General features: G+C 74.4%; 13 protein-coding genes, 1 tRNA gene and 1 pseudogene. 8 read left to right on the forward strand and 7 right to left on the reverse strand.

All coding sequences use genetic code 11. From position 1 onward, the window contains the following. Positions 1–66 precede the first annotated feature (66 nt). A complete protein-coding gene (gene metG, locus ACZ501_RS25390) occupies positions 67–1,782 on the reverse strand; it encodes a methionine--tRNA ligase (RefSeq protein ID WP_468798319.1) in 1,716 nt (571 codons plus the stop codon). A gap of 382 nt (positions 1,783–2,164) precedes the next feature. On the opposite strand from metG, the gene ACZ501_RS25395 reads away from it, so the two are divergent. Then, positions 2,165–2,767 carry an RNA polymerase sigma factor gene (locus ACZ501_RS25395; protein ID WP_361609624.1) on the forward strand — a complete coding sequence of 201 codons (603 nt, stop codon included), beginning with the start codon at positions 2,165–2,167 and terminating at the stop codon, positions 2,765–2,767. A gap of 821 nt (positions 2,768–3,588) precedes the next feature. Continuing rightward, positions 3,589–4,287: pseudogene (locus ACZ501_RS25400) on the forward strand (IclR family transcriptional regulator domain-containing protein); the annotation flags it as partial. 323 nt (positions 4,288–4,610) lie between these two features. On the opposite strand, the gene ACZ501_RS25405 reads toward ACZ501_RS25400, so the two are convergent. The 3 genes from ACZ501_RS25405 to ACZ501_RS25415 form a co-directional block, all read right to left on the reverse strand. Further along, positions 4,611–6,197: a serine/threonine-protein kinase gene (locus ACZ501_RS25405; RefSeq protein WP_468798685.1), complete on the reverse strand. Its 1,587-nt coding sequence runs from the start codon at positions 6,195–6,197 to the stop codon at positions 4,611–4,613. Between the two features lie 230 nt (positions 6,198–6,427). Then, a tRNA-Leu gene (locus tag ACZ501_RS25410) sits at positions 6,428–6,512 on the reverse strand. A gap of 203 nt (positions 6,513–6,715) precedes the next feature. Then, positions 6,716–7,657, reverse strand: coding sequence for a beta-ketoacyl-ACP synthase III (locus ACZ501_RS25415; RefSeq protein ID WP_362464596.1), 942 nt, complete (start codon positions 7,655–7,657; stop codon positions 6,716–6,718). Between the two features lie 208 nt (positions 7,658–7,865). On the opposite strand from ACZ501_RS25415, the gene fdhD reads away from it, so the two are divergent. Continuing rightward, entirely contained in the window at positions 7,866–8,705 is an 840-nt protein-coding gene (fdhD, locus tag ACZ501_RS25420) for a formate dehydrogenase accessory sulfurtransferase FdhD (RefSeq protein WP_362464633.1), read from the forward strand. A gap of 134 nt (positions 8,706–8,839) precedes the next feature. Here fdhD and ACZ501_RS25425 read toward each other — a convergent pair whose 3' ends face one another. Together ACZ501_RS25425 and ACZ501_RS25430 are read right to left on the reverse strand one after the other, a co-directional pair. Next, positions 8,840–9,265: a (2Fe-2S) ferredoxin domain-containing protein gene (locus ACZ501_RS25425; protein ID WP_361609871.1), complete on the reverse strand. Its 426-nt coding sequence runs from the start codon at positions 9,263–9,265 to the stop codon at positions 8,840–8,842. A 9-nt stretch (positions 9,266–9,274) separates the two neighbouring features. Then, a complete protein-coding gene (locus ACZ501_RS25430; protein WP_468798322.1) occupies positions 9,275–10,327 on the reverse strand; it encodes a bile acid:sodium symporter family protein in 1,053 nt (350 codons plus the stop codon). 123 nt (positions 10,328–10,450) lie between these two features. On the opposite strand from ACZ501_RS25430, the gene ACZ501_RS25435 reads away from it, so the two are divergent. The 4 genes from ACZ501_RS25435 to ACZ501_RS25450 all read left to right on the forward strand — a co-directional run bounded on the left by ACZ501_RS25435 (position 10,451) and on the right by ACZ501_RS25450 (position 14,845). Beyond that, positions 10,451–11,302, forward strand: coding sequence for a LysR substrate-binding domain-containing protein (locus ACZ501_RS25435; protein ID WP_361609869.1), 852 nt, complete (start codon positions 10,451–10,453; stop codon positions 11,300–11,302). A gap of 306 nt (positions 11,303–11,608) precedes the next feature. Next, positions 11,609–13,432 carry an AMP-dependent synthetase/ligase gene (locus tag ACZ501_RS25440; protein WP_468798325.1) on the forward strand — a complete coding sequence of 608 codons (1,824 nt, stop codon included), beginning with the start codon at positions 11,609–11,611 and terminating at the stop codon, positions 13,430–13,432. A 136-nt stretch (positions 13,433–13,568) separates the two neighbouring features. Beyond that, positions 13,569–14,411 carry an aldo/keto reductase gene (locus tag ACZ501_RS25445; protein ID WP_361609867.1) on the forward strand — a complete coding sequence of 281 codons (843 nt, stop codon included), beginning with the start codon at positions 13,569–13,571 and terminating at the stop codon, positions 14,409–14,411. Between the two features lie 8 nt (positions 14,412–14,419). Then, positions 14,420–14,845, forward strand: a complete 426-nt coding sequence (locus tag ACZ501_RS25450) for an RICIN domain-containing protein (protein WP_361609866.1) — start codon at positions 14,420–14,422, stop codon at positions 14,843–14,845. Positions 14,846–14,874: 29 nt separating this feature from the next. Here the strand turns inward: ACZ501_RS25450 and ACZ501_RS25455 are convergent, their stop codons facing one another. Further along, a complete protein-coding gene (locus ACZ501_RS25455; protein WP_362464614.1) occupies positions 14,875–15,180 on the reverse strand; it encodes a 4a-hydroxytetrahydrobiopterin dehydratase in 306 nt (101 codons plus the stop codon). Positions 15,181–15,349: 169 nt separating this feature from the next. Here ACZ501_RS25455 and ACZ501_RS25460 point away from each other — a divergent pair, with 169 nt between their 5' ends. Continuing rightward, positions 15,350–17,143, forward strand: a complete 1,794-nt coding sequence (locus tag ACZ501_RS25460; RefSeq protein ID WP_468798328.1) for a hydroxysqualene dehydroxylase — start codon at positions 15,350–15,352, stop codon at positions 17,141–17,143.

Here is a 17,143-nt window from a genome sequence, read left to right on the forward strand (position 1 = left end):
GGCCTCGGGGAGGTCGCGCCCTTCGGGAAGCGGCCGGCAGCCGCGGGCGGGCGGCTACCGCGGCGGTCAGGCCTCCGGGGAGCCGCCGAAGCGCTCGCGGTAGGACTCCAGGTCCTCCTCGGTGATCCGCGCGAAGAGCACCGGCGGGACGGTGAAGGGCGTCCCGGCCGGGACCGCGTCCAGTGCCTTGGCCTGCTCCGGGGTCACCCAGGTCGCGGTGTCGCCGGCGAGGTCGAACGAGGAGCGCATGGCACGCGCGGAGGCCGGGATGAACGGCTCGGAGACCACCGAGTAGAGGTGGATGAGGTTCATCGCGGTGCGCAGCGTGAGCGCGGCGCCCTCCAGGTCGGTCTTGACCTCCAGCCAGGGGGCCTTCTCGTCCAGGTAGGAGTTGCCGGCCGACCACAGGGCGCGCAGCGCGGCCGCGGCCTTGCGGTACTGGAGGGTCTCCATGTGGCCCTCGTACTCGGCGAGCAGCTCGGCGATCTGCTCGCCCAGCTTGGCCTCGGCCTCGCCGGCGGGGCTGCCGGCGGGGACCTCGTCGCCGAACTTCTTGCGGGAGAAGGTCAGCACGCGGTTGACGAAGTTGCCGAGGGTGCCGCCGAGGTCCTTGTTGACGGTGGCGGCGAAGTGCTCCCACGTGAAGGACGAGTCGTCCGACTCGGGCGCGTTGGCGATCAGGAAGTAGCGCCAGAAGTCGGCCGGGAGGATCTCCAGCGCCTGGTCGGTGAAGACGCCGCGCTTCTGCGAAGTGGAGAACTTGCCGCCGTAGTACGTCAGCCAGTTGAAGGCCTTGACGTAGTCGACCATCTTCCACGGCTCGCGGGTGCCCAGCTCGGTGGCGGGGAACATCACCGTGTGGAACGGGACGTTGTCCTTGGCCATGAACTGGGTGTAGCGGACGTCCTCGGCCTCGTACCACCAGGTCCTGTGGTCGCGGTTCGCCGGGTCGGCGTCGGCCCACTCCTTGGTGGAGGCGATGTACTCGATCGGCGCGTCGAACCAGACGTAGAAGACCTTGCCCTCGGCGGCCAGCTCGGGCCAGGTGTCGGCCGGGACCGGGACGCCCCAGTCGAGGTCACGGGTGATCGCGCGGTCGTGCAGGCCCTCCGTCAGCCACTTGCGGGCGATGGAGGAGGCCAGCTGCGGCCACTCCTCCTCGTGCCGGGCGACCCAGGCCTCGACCTCGTGCTGGAGCTTGGACTGGAGGAGGAAGAGGTGCTTGGTCTCGCGGACCTCGAGCTCCGTGGAGCCCGAGATGGCCGAGCGGGGCTCGATCAGGTCCGTGGGGTCCAGGACGCGGGTGCAGTTCTCGCACTGGTCGCCGCGGGCCTTGTCGTAGCCGCAGTGCGGGCAGGTGCCCTCGACGTAGCGGTCCGGCAGGAAGCGGCCGTCGGCGGGCGAGTAGACCTGCCGGATCGCGCGCTCCTCGATGAAGCCGTTCTCCTGGAGCCGCCGCGCGAAGTGCTGGGTGATCTCGGCGTTCTGCGCCGAGGAGCTGCGGCCGAAGTAGTCGAAGGACAGCTCGAAGCCGTCGTAGACCGCCTTCTGGGCGTCGTGGGCCTGCGCGCAGAACTCGGAGACCGAGACGCCGGCCTCCTTGGCGGCGAGCTCGGCGGGGGTGCCGTGCTCGTCGGTGGCGCAGATGTACAGGACGTCGTGGCCGCGCTGGCGGAGGTACCGGGAGTACACATCCGCCGGAAGCATCGACCCGACCATGTTGCCCAGGTGCTTGATCCCGTTGATGTAGGGAAGCGCGCTGGTGATCAGGTGTCGAGCCATCCTCGGATGCTCCATTCGTTTCATTTGTTACGGATCTACGCGTGACAACGCGCGGTTCATCGTATCGAACCGCTCAAACGCCCCGCGTCGGCTTTTCCCGGGAGTCCCGGGGGGACGCAACGCAAAAGCGAGGACAGTGACCTCTGCGTCACGGCCCTCGCGCTCGGCCCATGCTACAGCCGGACGGCCGGGGCCCCGACCGGCGTCCGCACCCCGGACCGGGGCCCGGCATATGCGTTCGGGCTCGCGGCCCTCCCGTGTGATCGACATCAATCACGAACCGATCACCACCGGACGTAATCCCCTCATGTTGCTCCTCCTCCCCCTCAGGAGGCGTGCTCACTGCTCTCATGGACGCGCACAGGGGATGAGGTGGGGAACGGTGAACGATGGCGGACCGGAGGAGTCCGGCGGGGCCGTGGGACTGCCCAGCCGACGGCGGCAGCCGACGCCCATGAGTCGGTGGGACCCGACCGCGCGCCTGTCGTACTGGGCGTTCCACGCGAACCGGCGGCCCGCGTACATGCGTTTCGCGTACCTCCAGCTCGGCTCGGACGGGGCCGCCGAGGACGCGGTGGACGCCACCTTCGACTCGATCATGAACGAGTGGCTCCGCATGCTCCACATGGACCGCCTGGACGCGTACGCCTGGACCGTGCTCAAGCAGCGGATCGTCGACTGGCAGCAGCGCCGCGATCCGCGCCTGCGCAGCCCGGAGCCGATGGACACCACCGCCTTCGAGGCGGCCCTCAAAGAGGCGCACGCCGATCAGTACGAGGTGCTGACCGACACCATCCGCTTCTATTCGGCCGTTTCCCGCCTCGCCGAACGGCAGCGGGACACCGTGCTGCTGCGCTACGGGCTCCAGTGCTCCCCCGGCGAGGCCGCCGCCGTGATGGGCGTCGACGAGGCCACCGTCCGCTCGCAGCTCGGCCAGGCCCACCGGCGCCTCGCGCGGCTGCTCGACGCGTCCGCCGAATCATGAGGGCCGGCGAGGACCCCGGCTCCGGGGGCGGCCGCGCACCGTTCCCGCGCTCCCTGGCGGAGTTCCTGGCCAGGGCCGGCGTGCGCGACCGCTACCGGCACTACGACCTGGGCGCGGCCGAGGCCCGCCTGCTGCGCGTCCCGCGCGCTCCGGGCGTCCCCGCGGCCGGCTCGGCCCGCGGCCGGCGCCGGCCCTTCGGCTGGAGCGACCCCGCCCGGGACCGCCCGCTGGAGTCGGAGCGGGCCCGCCGGGACCTCAAGGCCGCCTGCCTGGCCGTGGTCGGGGACCCGCGCGCCCGGGCCGACCTCGAGCGGTTCGTGGAGGACCACCACAGCGACCTGCCGGGGGCGGTGGTCTTCGGCTGCCTCCTGCACCTGGCCGGGCTGCGCGAGGGGTCCCGCTTCTGGTGGCAGTTCGCCGCCGGTTCCGGCAGCCCCCGCACCGCGGTGGCCGGGTACTGCCTCTTCCTGGACCACTCCCGGCGCGGGGAGCACCACGACGCCCGCTTCTGGGCGCGGGAGCTGGGCCTGCGGGGCTTCCGGCCCGGCGGCCGCCGCGAGCTGCGCGAGGTCCGGCTGTGCGCCCAGGCGGCCGTCCTGCGGTACGTCGACCAGTGCGACGACCCCGATCTGGGCCCGGTACCGCTGCCCGGGCCGGGGCTGCCCGCGGTGCTGGCCGCCTTCCTGCCGCCGTCCGCGCCGCGGCCCGCGCGGCCGCGCCCGGGGACGGGCCCGCTGCGCCACCCCGCGCTGACGTCGGCCGCGCGGGGGACGGCCGCCCGGGCCGACACCGGCGGGGCCCTCGCCCAGGCGCGCCGGGCGCTGGCCGTCGTACGGGTCCTGGAGCGCCATCCGCTCGGGGTGCGGGCCGCCCAGCTCGCCCGGCAGTCGGGCCTGGCCGGGGCGGAGCTGCGCCCGCTGCTGTCGATGCTGCGCGAGGAGGAGTACGCGTACTGCCCCGCCGCGGGGGTGTACGCGCCCGGCCCGGCCCTGGACCGGCTCGCGGCACCGGGCGGCACCGGACTGGCCGGCCAGCTCCAGCGCACCCTGGCGCTGGCCCGCGACAGCGCGGGCGCCGCCGTGTACCTCAGCCGGTACGCGGACGGCGAGGTCCGGATCACCCAGATGGCGGACGGCCCGGGGGCCCCGCCGGTGCGGGAGTGGGTGGACTTCCGGGCGGCCGCGCACGCCAGCGCGGTCGGCAAGTGCCTGCTGACCCAGCTCGACCACGACGGCCGGGCCGACCACGTGGCCCGGCACCGCCCGACCAGGCTCACCGCGCGGACCATCACCGACAGCCGGGCCCTGTTCAGCGCCCTGGACGCGGTGGCACCGGGCGCCCCCGTCTTCGACCTGCGCGAGTACTCCCCCGGGGTCGTCTGCTCGGCGGTGCCCATCGCGGCGGGCGACGCCGCCGGGAGCCTCGCGCTCTCCCTGCCGGCCGCGCACGCCGACCGGCTGCACTCGGCGACCGAGGCCCTGCGCCGCAAGGCGGTCCCGGTGCTGCTGGCGCTGCTGCTGTCCGGGGCCATCCCGCCGGACGCCCCGCCGCAGGCGCCGGCCCCGGCGCCCGCCGCGACCCCGGAGACCCTGCGCCGGCTGGGCCGGCTCTTCCGCACCCCGCTGACCCGGTTCGCGGCGTCCGCCACCGGCCCGCACCTGGTCAGCGACTCCGCGTCGGGGGCGGCGTACCTGTTCGACGCCCATCCGGACGGCGACGGGCCGCGCCTCGCGCTCCCGCAGACCCTGGGCCCCCTCGCGCCGGGCAGCCTCCCGGCCCCGGACGGCCTGGTGGTGCTGGGCACCTGACGGCCCGCGGGGTCCCCGGGCCCGGCCGCCGCGGGTCAGCCGACCGGGACGAAGGAGTCCAGGGCCGCGTCGAAGTGGCCCCTGGCCTGGGTGAGGCGGCCGACGGGGGCCGACACCCAGACGTCGTACATCCGGCCGTTCTGGCCCCAGCACAGGTCGAAGGTGTGCCGGGGGCCTTCGGCGGCGGTGAAGCCGTTCCAGGTGAACTCCCAGAGGGCGGCGGGCAGCCCGTCGTGCGTCGTCGGGACGATCGAGCTGTCGCGGTAGCCCGGGTTGTTGGACGGGCCGTTCGCGTCGGACTGGCGCATCGCGGCGAGCGGGCCGCCCGGCGGCGCGGCCGTGACCTTGATGCCGATCCGGATCGCGCCGTCCGCGGAGACGTAGAAGACCCGCTGGTCGTCGGTGGTGCGCCGGTAGCCCTGGGGTACGGCGAGGCCGAAGCCGTCGGGGTCGGCGACGAACCGGTACCCGGCGGGTGCGGGCTTGCCGGACACCGGGTGCGCGGGAGCCACGGGAGCCGGGGCGGTCACCGTGGTGGTCGCCGTCGCCGTGGCGCCGCCGGAGGGCGGGGCCGCCGGGAACTGCGGGGCGGACGTGCTCGGGCCGGGGGAAGGCCCGGTGCTCCGGCCGCCCTGGGCGGACACCTGTCCCCCGCCCCCCGTCCGCTCCGGGAGCAGGGCGGTGGCGGCGACGGCGCCGACGACGGCCGCCACGGCCAGCGCGGCGACCAGCCCGGCGCGCAGGCGCGTGCGGGACCCGGGCCCCCGCGCCGTCCCGGCGGCGGCGGTGACGTGCTCGGTGGGCGAGTACCCGGCCGGGGCGGGGGCCGTCGGCGCGGGTCCCGCCGGCCGGGTCGGGCCGGGGGCCCGGTCGACGAGGGGCAGGCTCCCGGTGGTCACGTACGCGGACAGCAGCCGCTGGGCCTGCGCCACGCCCAGCCGGCGTCCGGGGTCGCGTTCCAGCAGGCCCCGGATGAGCGGGGTCAGCGGGCCGGCCTGCACCGGCGGGCGGATCTCGTCGTAGACGACGGCGTGCAGCACCCCGCCGAGCGAATCCCGGTGGAAGGGCGACTCGCCGGTCAGCGCGGCGCACAGCAGGGCGCCCAGGGACCACAGGTCGGAGGCGGGGCCGGCGGTGGCTCCCTGCATCCGCTCGGGGGAGGTGTACTCGGGCGAGCCGACGAACGCGCCGGTCTCGCTGATGGTGGTGGAGCCCGCGAGGCGGGCGATGCCGAAGTCGGTGAGCACCACCCGGCCGGTGCCCGCCTCCATGAGGACGTTGGCGGGCTTGACGTCCCGGTGGAGCACCCCGCGGTCGTGTGCCGCGCTCAGGGCGCCGAGCAGCGCCAGCCCGACGCGGGCGGTCTCGCCCGCGTCGAGGGGACCATCGGCGCCGAGGCGGTCGGCCAGCGAACCGCCCTCGACGAGTTCCATCACGATGTACGGGCGGCCGTCGTCCTCGACGACGTCGTGCACGACGACCACGTGCGGGTGCTTGATCTGCGCGACCGTGCGCGCCTCGCGCAGGGCTCCCGTGGCCTCCCTGCCCTCGCCGACGTGGAGTTCCTTGACGGCGACCGCGCGCCCCAGGAGTTCGTCGGCGGCCTGCCAGACGGTCCCCATGCCGCCCCTGCCCAGCCGCTTCCCCAGGCGGTACCGCCCGGCGATCACGACGTCGTTGCGCGGTTCGTCCTGCGACACGCTGCCCCCCTCGACCCGGTCACGCCCATGATGCCGCACCGGCGCAGCCGGCTCCCCGCTTCTGCGGCGACCTCACCCGGGCCCCGCCCCGGAACCGGCCCGGCTTCCCCCGGAACGCAAAAGAACCCCACCGGAGTGGGGTTCTTTCTCTGTGTCCGAGGGGGGACTTGAACCCCCACGCCCGATAAAGGGCACTAGCACCTCAAGCTAGCGCGTCTGCCATTCCGCCACCCGGACAGGTGGTCGGCCCCGGTTTCCCGCGGCGACATGGACAACCATAGCAAAGGTTCGACGGGCTTCCGACCACATATCCGGGCGGCCGCTGGTCCGCCACGCCGCGCTGACCTGCGGGCATGCCGGGAGGTGGGCGGCGGGCCGGGCCGGCTCGGGCCGCCCGGGACCGGCCCGGGGCGCGGCCGCGGGCAGCGGCCGCGCAGCGGTCACGGGCAGCTGATGACCTGGCCGGCGTACGAGAGGTTGCCGCCGAAGCCGAAGAGCAGGACCGGGGCGCCGGAGGGGATCTCGCCGCGCTCGACGAGCTTGGACAGGGCCATGGGGATGCTCGCGGCGGAGGTGTTGCCGGAGTCCACGACGTCGCGGGCGACGACGGCGTTGACGGCGCCGATCCTGGCGGCCAGCGGCTCGATGATCCGCAGGTTCGCCTGGTGCAGCACGACGCCGGCCAGTTCCTCGGGGGTCACGCCGGCCTTCTCGCAGACCTTGCGGGCGAGCGGCGGGAGCTGGCTGGTGGTCCAGCGATAGACGGACTGGCCCTCCTGCGCGAAGACGGGGGGCGTGCCCTCGATGCGCACCGCGTGGCCCATCTCCGGGACGGAGCCCCACAGGACGGGGCCGATGCCCGGCTCCGCGCAGGCCTCGACGACGGCCGCGCCCGCGCCGTCACCGGTGAGCACGCAGGTGGTGCGGTCCGTCCAGTCGGTGATCTCGGTCATCTTGTCGGCGCCGATGACCAGGGCCCGGGTGGCGGAGCCGGCCCGGATGGCGTGGTCGGCGGTGGCCAGGGCGTGGGTGAAGCCCGAGCAGACGACGTTGATGTCCATCACGGCGGGGGCCCCGCCCATGCCCAGCTTGGCGGCGACGCGGGCGGCCATGTTGGGGGAACGGTCGATGGCGGTGGAGGTGGCCACCAGGACGAGGTCGATGTCGTCGGGGCTCAGCCCGGCGTGCGCGAGGGCCTTGCCGGCGGCCTGGTAGGCGAGCTCGTCCACGGGCTCGTCGGGGCCCGCGACGTGCCGGGTGCGGATGCCGACGCGGGAGCGGATCCACTCGTCGTTCGTCTCGACCATGGCCGCGAGGTCCTCGTTGGTGAGCACTTTCGCGGGCTGGTAGTGCCCTAGCGCCACCACGCGTGAACCGGTCATGGGCGGGGTCCCCCTCTGTACAGCAGGCAGTCGGTTCACCCAGCTTTGCCTGCTACCGACGGGTACGGGTGCGCGTGACCCGACAGGATTCCTCCACTGGAATTTGGAGCATTCCGAGCAACTTCCTGCGGGGAAGGCGCTCGCCCGCGGATCCGGGAGAATGTCCTCGTCAGGTGGGTACGAGGACGGAACAGGCGGGCTGATCGCGATGGGACGGGTCACCGAGCGGCGCCGTGTCGTACGCATCCGGGGAGGGGCGGCCGGGGTCCGGCCGGACACCCTGGTCGCGGAGGAGCCGCTGGAGATACGGCTGAACGGCAAGCCGCTGGCCATCACGATGCGCACGCCGGGGGACGACTTCGCGTTGGCGGCGGGCTTCCTGGTCAGCGAGGGCGTGATCGCGCGCACGTCGGACGTCCAGGCCGTGACCTACTGCGAGGGCGCGGCCGAGGACGGCTCCAACACATACAACGTGGTCAACGTCCAGCTGGCGCCCTCGGTGCCGCTTCCGGACATCACGCTGGAGCGGAACGTCTACACCACCTCCTCCTGCGGGCTGTGCGGCAAGGCCAGCCTGGACGCGGTCCGTACGGCGACCCGTTTCCCGGGGCTCGCCGCCGATCCGGTACGGATCCCCGCGGAGCTCCTCGCCGAGCTGCCGGGCCGGCTGCGGGCGGCGCAGAAGGTCTTCGACCGCACGGGCGGCCTGCACGCGGCCGGGCTGTTCTCGGCGGAGGGCGAGCTGCTCGACGTACGGGAGGACGTGGGGCGGCACAACGCCGTGGACAAGATCGTCGGCCGGGCGCTCCAGGCGGGGCGGCTGCCGCTGGCCGGGGCGGTGCTGCTGGTGTCGGGGCGGGCGTCGTTCGAGCTGGCGCAGAAGGCGGTCATGGCAGGGATCCCGGTGCTGGCAGCGGTCTCGGCGCCGTCCTCGCTGGCGGTGGACCTGGCCCTGGAATCGGGGCTGACCCTGGTGGGCTTCCTGCGGGGCCCGGACATGAACGTGTACGCGGGCGAGGAGCGGATCCTCCTGCCCGCCGGGGGGTAGAGACCAGCCCGGACCGTCTCCGGGCGGATGCGGTCGGCCGGTGCGGCCGTCTCCGGGCGCCCGGACCTGTCGCCGGCCGCCCGTCAGGGCCCGTCGGCGCGCGGTCGCCCCTTCCCCCGCCCGGCCCACCGGACTCAGCGGCGCCGGCCCCGGCGGGGGGAGGCGGCCGGCTTCGGGTCCGGGGGGTCGATGCGGTGGAGGTCGAGGGTGGCGGGGAGCGGGGTGGCGCCCGGGCCGCCGGATTCGGCCCAGGCGATGATCTCGTCCGTCGCGGTGTCGTCCAGCGCCCAGCCGAACCAGACGGCCCGGGCGCCCCTGCGGCGGGCCTCGGTGGTGGGCTGGACGACGATCACGTTGGCCTGCGCGCAGGGCCCGAGGCAGTCGCTCGTACGGACCGCCAGGCGCCCCTCGGACGCGGCCGCGGCCTCCCGCAGCCGGGCCAGCTGCCCGGCGTGGTCGGAGCCGGGGTTCTTGCGGGGGTCCCCGCAGCAGCAGCCGCGGCAGACCACGAGGGTGCAGGGGCGCGGGGCGGTGGCGGCGAGCGGGCGTATCCAGGTCACCGCCGCACGTTACCGGCCCTGCGCGGCGGGGGGTTGGGCCGGGGGCGAGACCTCCGCCACACGCCCGGCGGCGAGTTGGTCCGGCAGGACCGCCTCGGGGTCCCGGGCACGGCGGCGGGCCAGGACCGCGCAGACCATCAGCTGCATCTGGTGGAAGAGCATCAGCGGCAGCACCGCCAGGGAGGCCTGGGCCCCGAACAGGACGCTGGCCATGGGCAGTCCGGCGGCGAGGCTCTTCTTCGACCCGGCGAACTGGATGGCGATGCGGTCCTCGCGGCCGAAGCCGAGCCGGGCGGACCCGTACCAGGTGGCGAGGAGCATGACGGCGAGGAGTACGGCCTCCACCGCCATCAGGGCGCCCAGGCGCGGGAGGCTGACCCGGTGCCAGACCCCGGCGGCCATGCCCGCGCTGAAGGCGGTGTAGACGACGAGCAGGATCGAGCCCCGGTCGACGTAGCCGAGCACCTTCTTGTTGCGGACCAGGAAACCGCCGACCCAGCGGCGCAGGCTCTGGCCGAGGAGGAAGGGCAGCAGCAGCTGGAGGACGATCTTCAGGAGGGAGTGGGGGGAGAAGCCGCCGGCGTCGCTGCCGAGGAGGGCGGCGGCGAGCAGGGGGGTGAGGAGGATGCCGGCGAGGGAGGAGAAGGAGCCGGCGCAGATCGCGGCGGGCACGTTGCCCCGGGCGATCGAGGTGAAGGCGATGGAGGACTGGATGGTCGAGGGGACCAGGCAGAGGAAGAGCAGGCCGCCGTAGAGGGGCTGGGTGAGCAGCCCGGGCACGAGGAGGCGGGCCGCCAGGCCCAGCAGCGGGAAGAGGACGAAGGTGCAGGCGAGCACGGTGAGGTGGAGCCGCCAGTGGCGCAGGCCGTCGAGGGCCTCGCGGGTGGAGAGCCGGGCCCCGTAGAGGAAGAAGAGCAGGGCCACGGCGGCGGTCGAGGCACCGCCGGCGACGGTGGCGCCGGCGCCCCGGGCGGGGAGCAGCGCGGCGATTCCCACGGTGGCGAGGAGGGCCAGTACGTACGGGTCCAGGGGCAGCCAGGCGGGGAGGCGGGGGCGTCGCATGGAGGTGCTCGCTTGCTGTCGTGCGGGGGAAGGGGCGTACGACTCATCGTCCCCGGTCGGCGGTCATCGGGAAACACGCTCACCGCACTGACTGTCATCACGGAACACAATAGGCTGGGGGCCATGTACGACCCGGTCCAGCTGCGCACGTTCCTCACGGTGGCCCAGACGCTCAGCTTCACGCAGGCGGCGGCCCGGCTCGGGGTGCGGCAGTCCACGGTCAGCCAGCACGTGCGGCGGCTGGAGGAGGCCACGGGCCGCCCGCTGTTCGTCCGGGACACGCACAGCGTCGGCCTGACGGAGGACGGCGAGGCGCTGCTGGGCTTCGCGCGGACCATCCTGGAGGCGCACGAGCGGGCCGCGGCCTTCTTCGCCGGGACCCGGCTGCGGGGGCGGCTGCGGTTCGGGGCCTCGGAGGACTTCGTGCTGACCCGGCTGCCGGAGATCCTGGAGGGGTTCCGGCACGAGCACCCCGAGGTGGACCTGGAGCTGTCGGTGGAGCTGTCGGGGACGCTGCACGAGCGGCTGGACGCGGGGCGCCTCGACCTGGTGCTGGCCAAGCGGCGCGGGCCGGGGGACGAGCGGGGGCGGCTGGTGTGGCGGGACCGGATGGTGTGGATCGGCGCGGAGGGGCTGCGGGTGGATCCGGAGCGTCCGGTGCCGCTGATCGTCTTCCCGCCGCCGGGGATCACCCGGGCGCGGGCCCTGGAGGTGCTGGAGCGGGACGGGCGGCCCTGGCGGATCGCCTGTACGAGCGGCAGCCTCAGCGGTCTGATCGCGGCGGCCCGTGCCGGGCTCGGGGTGATGGCGCACACCCGGGGGCTGATCCCGCCCGGGCTGGTCCGGGTGGGCGGGCTGCCGGAGCTGGGTCCGGTGGAGTTCGCGCTGCTCCAGGGGCGGCGTCCGGCGCCGGCCGCGGAGGCGCTGGCGGCGGCGGTCCTGGCGGGCGGCGACCGACTGAGCCGGCCCGCGTAGCCATCGGGGGCGGGCGGGGCGGAGACGGCCAGTACAGTCTCCGGCATGTACACGTCACAGCGCGCAGCCGAAGTGCGCCGGTGTCGGTGGGCCCCGGGCGCCGCGGTGTTCGCGCCTGCGGCGGGTCCGGTCCGGCAACGCCCTTCCCGACGGGCGGGTGACCGGCGCCGACCGGTCCCGGCGCGCTGCGCCGCAGGTGGCGGGGCTCGCGGGGGCGGGGGGATCTTGTGGAGGTTTTCGCGGGGGTGCCGGGCAGGGGTACGGGTGAGGTAGCGTCGCGGCGCACCGCACGCAGAGGAGCGGAACTTGCGTGAGTTCACCGTGCCACCCGTGGTCGCCGGCGCGCCGGCCGGAGGCCTGGCCGACACCGTCTTCCAGCGCGCCGGGCAGGACCCGGACCATGTGGCGCTCGGGCGCAGCACGGGGGGCGTCTGGCGGGACGTGACCGCCCGCGAGCTGGCCGGGGAGGTGCTCGCGCTCGCCAAGGGACTGCTGGCGCAGGGGGTCCGCTTCGGGGACCGGATCGCCGTGATGGCGCGCACCCGCTACGAGTGGACGCTGTTCGACTTCGCGCTGTGGGCGATCGGGGCGCAGCCCGTGCCCGTCTACCCGACGTCCTCGGCGGAGCAGGTGCACTGGATCCTGCACGACTCCGCCTGCACCGGCTGCGTGGTGGAGGACGAAGACCAGGCGATGACCGTCGGTTCGGTGATCGAGCGGCTGCCGGGGCTGCGGCTGCTGTGGCAGCTGGACGCGGGGGCCGTCCAGGAGCTGGTGGCGGCCGGGCGGGGGGTGGACGAGGACGTGGTGCACCGCCACCGCCGGGCCGTGACCCCCGACGCGGTGGCGACCGTCATCTACACCTCGGGGACCACGGGCCGGCCCAAGGGGTGCGTGCTCACCCACGCCCACTTCATGTACGAGGCCGACACCCTGGCGGCCCGGTGGGAGCCGGTCTTCCGGGCGGGGCCGGGCGGGCAGCCGTCGACGCTGCTGTTCCTGCCGCTGGCGCACGTGTTCGGGCGGATGGTGGAGGTGGCCGCCGTCCGGGCCGGGGTCAAGCTCGGGCACCAGCCGGCGGTCGCCGCCGCCGAGCTGCTGCCGGACCTCGCCGCCTTCAAGCCGACCTTCGTGCTGGGCGTCCCGTACGTCTTCGAGAAGATCTTCGCGGCGGCCCGCCGCACGGCGGAGGCGGAGGGGCGCAGGGGCCCCTTCGACCGGGCGGTGGAGACGGCCGTGCGGTACGCGGAGGCGCGCGAGCAGAAGGCGTTCGGGACCGGGCCGGGGCCCTCGGCGGCGCTGCGGATGGAGCACCAGGTCTTCGAGAGGCTGGTGTACGGGAAGGTGCGCGAAGCCCTGGGCGGTCGGGTGCGGTACGCGATGTCGGGCGGGTCGGCGATGTCGCGGCGGCTCGGGCTGTTCTTCGACGGGGCCGGGATCACCGTGTTCGAGGGGTACGGGCTGACGGAGTCCTGCGCGGCCGCCACCGCGAATCCGCCGGGGGCGGTCAAGTACGGGACGGTGGGGCCGCCGATCCCGGGCAGCACGGTCCACATCGCGGACGACGGGGAGGTGTGGCTGCACGGGGCCCACGTCTTCTCCGGGTACCTCGGGGATCCGGGGGGCACGGAGGAGGTGCTGCGCGGGGGCTGGCTGGCGACCGGGGACCTGGGCCGGCTGGACGCGGACGGGTACCTGACCATCACGGGGCGCAAGAAGGAGATCCTGGTGACCTCCAACGGCAAGAGCGTGGCCCCGACGGCGCTGGAGGAGCGGGTGCGTTCGCATCCGCTGGTGTCGCAGTGCGTACTGGTGGGCAACGACCGGCCGTTCATCGCCGCGCTGGTGACCTTGGACATGGAAGGGGTCGCGCACTGGCTGTCCATGCGCAAGCTGCCGCAGCGGACGGCCGATCAGGTGGTGGGCGATCCGGATCTGACGGCGGAGGTGCGGCGGGCGGTGGTGGCCGCGAACACCCTCGTCTCGCAGGCGGAGGGGATCCGCGCCTTCCGGGTGCTGGCCGAGCAGTTCACGGAGGAGCGCGGGCTGCTGACGCCCTCGCTGAAGCTGAAGCGGCGGGCCATCGAGAAGCTGTACGCGCGGGAGGTCGCGGACCTGTACCCGGCGTAGTGCGCCCGCCCCTGCCTGGCGCCGCGCGCGGAGCGGAGGGGTGGCGGGAATAGGGTGGGCGCGGGGCCGGTTGCCGGTCCCCGTACGCCGTGGTGCGGCGCTGCCGCACCGCCACCGACCCGAGGGAACGACCGACGTGAACCAGGTGCCCGCCGTCCGGCTCAACAACGGCACGTCCATGCCCCAGCTCGGCTACGGAGTCTGGCAGGTGCCGGACTCCGAGGCGCAGAAGGCCGTCGCGACCGCGCTGGAGGCCGGCTACCGCAGCGTCGACACGGCGGCGGCGTACGGGAACGAGCGGGGCACCGGCAAGGCGCTGGCCGCCTCGGGGATCCCCCGCGACGAACTGTTCGTCACCACCAAGCTGTGGAACAGCCCGAAGCACCGGTGGGGCCGGGACGAGGTGCTGCGCGCCTTCGACGACTCGCTCGGCAAGCTCCGCCTCGACCACCTCGACCTGTACCTGATCCACTGGCCGCGTCCGATGCGCGACGACTTCGTGACCATCTGGAAGACCTTCGAGGAGATCGCGGCGAGCGGCCGGGCCCGCGCGGTCGGCGTGTCGAACTTCCGCCCCGAGGACTTGGAGCGGCTGCGCGCGGAGAGCCCGCTGGTGCCGGCGGTGAACCAGATCGAGCTGCACCCGCTGTTCCCGCAGGCGGAGCTGCGCGCCCTGCACGCCTCCCTGGGCATCGCCACCGAGGCCTGGTCGCCGCTCGGCCAGGGCGGGGAGCTGCTCGGTCTCCCGGCGGTGGCGTCGGTCGCCGCCAGGCACGGCCGCAGCGCCGCGCAGGTGGTGCTGCGCTGGCACCTCCAGCTGGGCACCATCGTGATCCCGAAGTCGGTGACCCCGTCCCGCATCCGCGAGAACATCGACGTCTTCGGCTTCGAGCTGGACGCCGAAGACCTGGCGGCCCTCGGCGCACTGGGCGCGGGCGGGCAACGGCTCGGGCCGGACCCGGCCGTCTTCGACAACTGAGGGCCCGCATGGAAGCGAGGGACGGGACCTACCGGATCCGCAACGTCGACAGCGGGCTGGTGCTCCAGCTGGAGGGCGCCTCCCGGGTGCGGGTCGGCCCCGACGGGCCGCCCGCCCCGGCGGCCGCCCGGCGGTGGCGGATCTCCCCGGTGCACAGCGGCGGCGGGGTCTTCCACCTGGTGAGCGAGGACAACGGCCGGCGCCTGGACGTGGCGAACGCCTCGACGGAGAGCGGCGCGCGGGTGCAGGTGTGGCGTGCCAACGCCTTCGGCGCGCAGGAGTGGCTCGTGGAGGAGCACCTGGACGCTCCGGGGGTGGTGTCCCTGGTGGCGTGCATCAGCGGGCTGCTGCTGGAGGCCGACGGCGAGGGCCGGGCCCGGCAGGGCGAGGACACCGACTCGCCCTCCCAGTGGTGGCGGCTGGAACCCGCCTGAGCCGCCCTCGGCGTACCGGCCGCCGCAGGTCAGTTCGCCCCGTGCGCCGGGGCCAGGGCCTCGACGCGTTCGGCGAGGTCGAAGTCCTTCGCGGTGACGACACCTCCGGCGTCGTGGCTGTTCACGCGGAGGCGGACGGTGTCGTAGCCCAGGGTGAGCTCCGAGTGGTGGTTCAGCTCGTCCTGGACGGCGGCGATGTGGGCCACCAGGGCGCTCGCCGCCCGGTGGGTGCCCACCCGGTACGTGCGCTCGATCCGGTCGTCCTCGAAGGCCCAGCCGGGGAGTTCCCGGAGCCGGTCCTCGATCTCCTTCTGCGAAAGCGGGTCGCTCGGCATCCGCTGTCTCCCTTGCCCGTCGCCTCGTGATGTGCAGTCAGTTTTCCACGGCGCGCACCGTGGTGAACCTTTCCCGCCATAGTGCGCCCGAGTGCTTCCCGGCGATGGCCGCCCGCCCTATGCTCCTGCGCCGGAACGGGTGTTACCACCGGTAACAAGGAGGTGCGGCATGGCCGGCACGCGGGGTACGGGCAGTTCGAGGCGGACGTTCATCGCGGGTGCGGCGGCCGCTGCGGGCGCCCTCCCCGCCCTGGAGGCCGTCACGGCCCCGGCCGCGGCGGCGGCCGGAGCGCCGGCGCCGCAGGGGCGGGCGGTCGCCGTGCTCGGCGGCGGGGTGGCCGGGCTGACGGCCGCGCACGAGCTCGCCGAACGCGGCTACGCCGTCACGGTGTACGAGCGCCGGGCGCTCGGCGGCAAGGCGCGCAGCATGGACGTACCCGGCAGCGCCCGGGGCGGCCGCAGACCCCTGCCGGCCGAGCACGGGTTCCGCTTCATCCCGGGCATCTACCACAACCTGCCGGACACCATGCGGCGCATCCCCTTCCCCGACAACGCGCACGGCGTGTGGGACAACCTCGTGGCCCCGCCCGAGATGATGTTCGCCCGGGCGGCCGGCCGGGAGGACCTGCGGGCGCCCATCCCCTGGCCCGGCCACTCCCCCGCCGAGCTGACGCCCGAGGAGCTGCGCCGCGCCCTGACCGGCATCCTGGAGTCCCTGGTCCGCCTCCCGGCGCACGAGACGGCGTACTTCGTCAACCGGGTGCTGGTCTTCCTCACCAGCTGCGACGAGCGCCGCGACGAGGTGTGGGAGCACACCCCCTGGTGGGAGTTCACCCGCGCCGCGCGGATGTCGGCCGAGTACCAGCGCATCCTGGCCGTGGGCATCACCCGCAACATCGTCGCCACCAAGGCCGAGGAGGCCTCGACGCGCACCGTCGGCACCCTCGGCGAGGCCTTCGTCTGCAACGCCCTCGGCCGCGGCGCGGACGGCCCGCCGGACCGGATCCTGAACCTGCCGACGAACGAGGCGTGGATCGACCCCTGGGAGCGCCACCTGCGCTCCCTCGGCGTGGAGTTCCGGATCGGCTGGACGGTCCAGGAGGTGCGGTACGGCGACGGCCGCGTGAGCGGGGTCGCGGTCCTGGACCCGGACGGGATCCGGCGGACCGTCACCGCCGACCACTACGTCAGCGCCCTGCCCGTGGAGCACGCCCGCCGCACCTGGAGCCCGGCGCTGCGGGCCGCCGACCCCATGCTCGGGCGCTGCGACCGGCTGCGGACGGACTGGATGACCGGCATCCAGTTCTACCTGACCGAGCGTGCCCCCCTGGTGCACGGCCACCTCAACTGCATCGACTCGCCCTGGTCGTTGACGGCCATCCAGCAGGCCGGCCACTGGCCGGCCCGCGACTTCCCGGCCGACTACGGCGACGGCACGGTCGTGGACTGCCTGTCGGTGGACGTCTCGGAGTGGGACAAGCCCGGGATCCTGTACGGGAAGACGGCCAAGCAGTGCACCCGGGAGGAGGTGGCGCGCGAGGTGTGGGCGCAGCTGAAGGCCTCCCTCAACGACACCGGGAAGGTCCTGCTGGCCGACCGCACCCTGCACTCGTGGTTCCTGGACCCCGGCGTGGACGGCCTGGGCACCCCGGAGCCCACCAACCAGGACGAGCTCCTGATCCACCCGACCGGCACCTTCCACGACCGGCCGAGCGCGGCCACCCGTATCCCGAACTTCTTCCTCAGCGGGGACTACGTGGCCGTCGACATCGACCTGGCGACGATGGAGGGCGCCAACGCCTCGGCCCGTGCGGCGGTCAACGCCCTGCTGGAGCGCGACGGTTCGACGGCGGCGCGGTGCGCGGTCATCCCCCGCTACCGGCCGCCGGAGCTGGAGCCCGCCCGGCGGCACGACCTGTGGCGCCACCGCCTCGGTCTGCGGAACGTCTTCGACCTCGGCTGA

It is taken from the genome of Streptomyces sp. NPDC034085, from assembly GCF_055575555.1.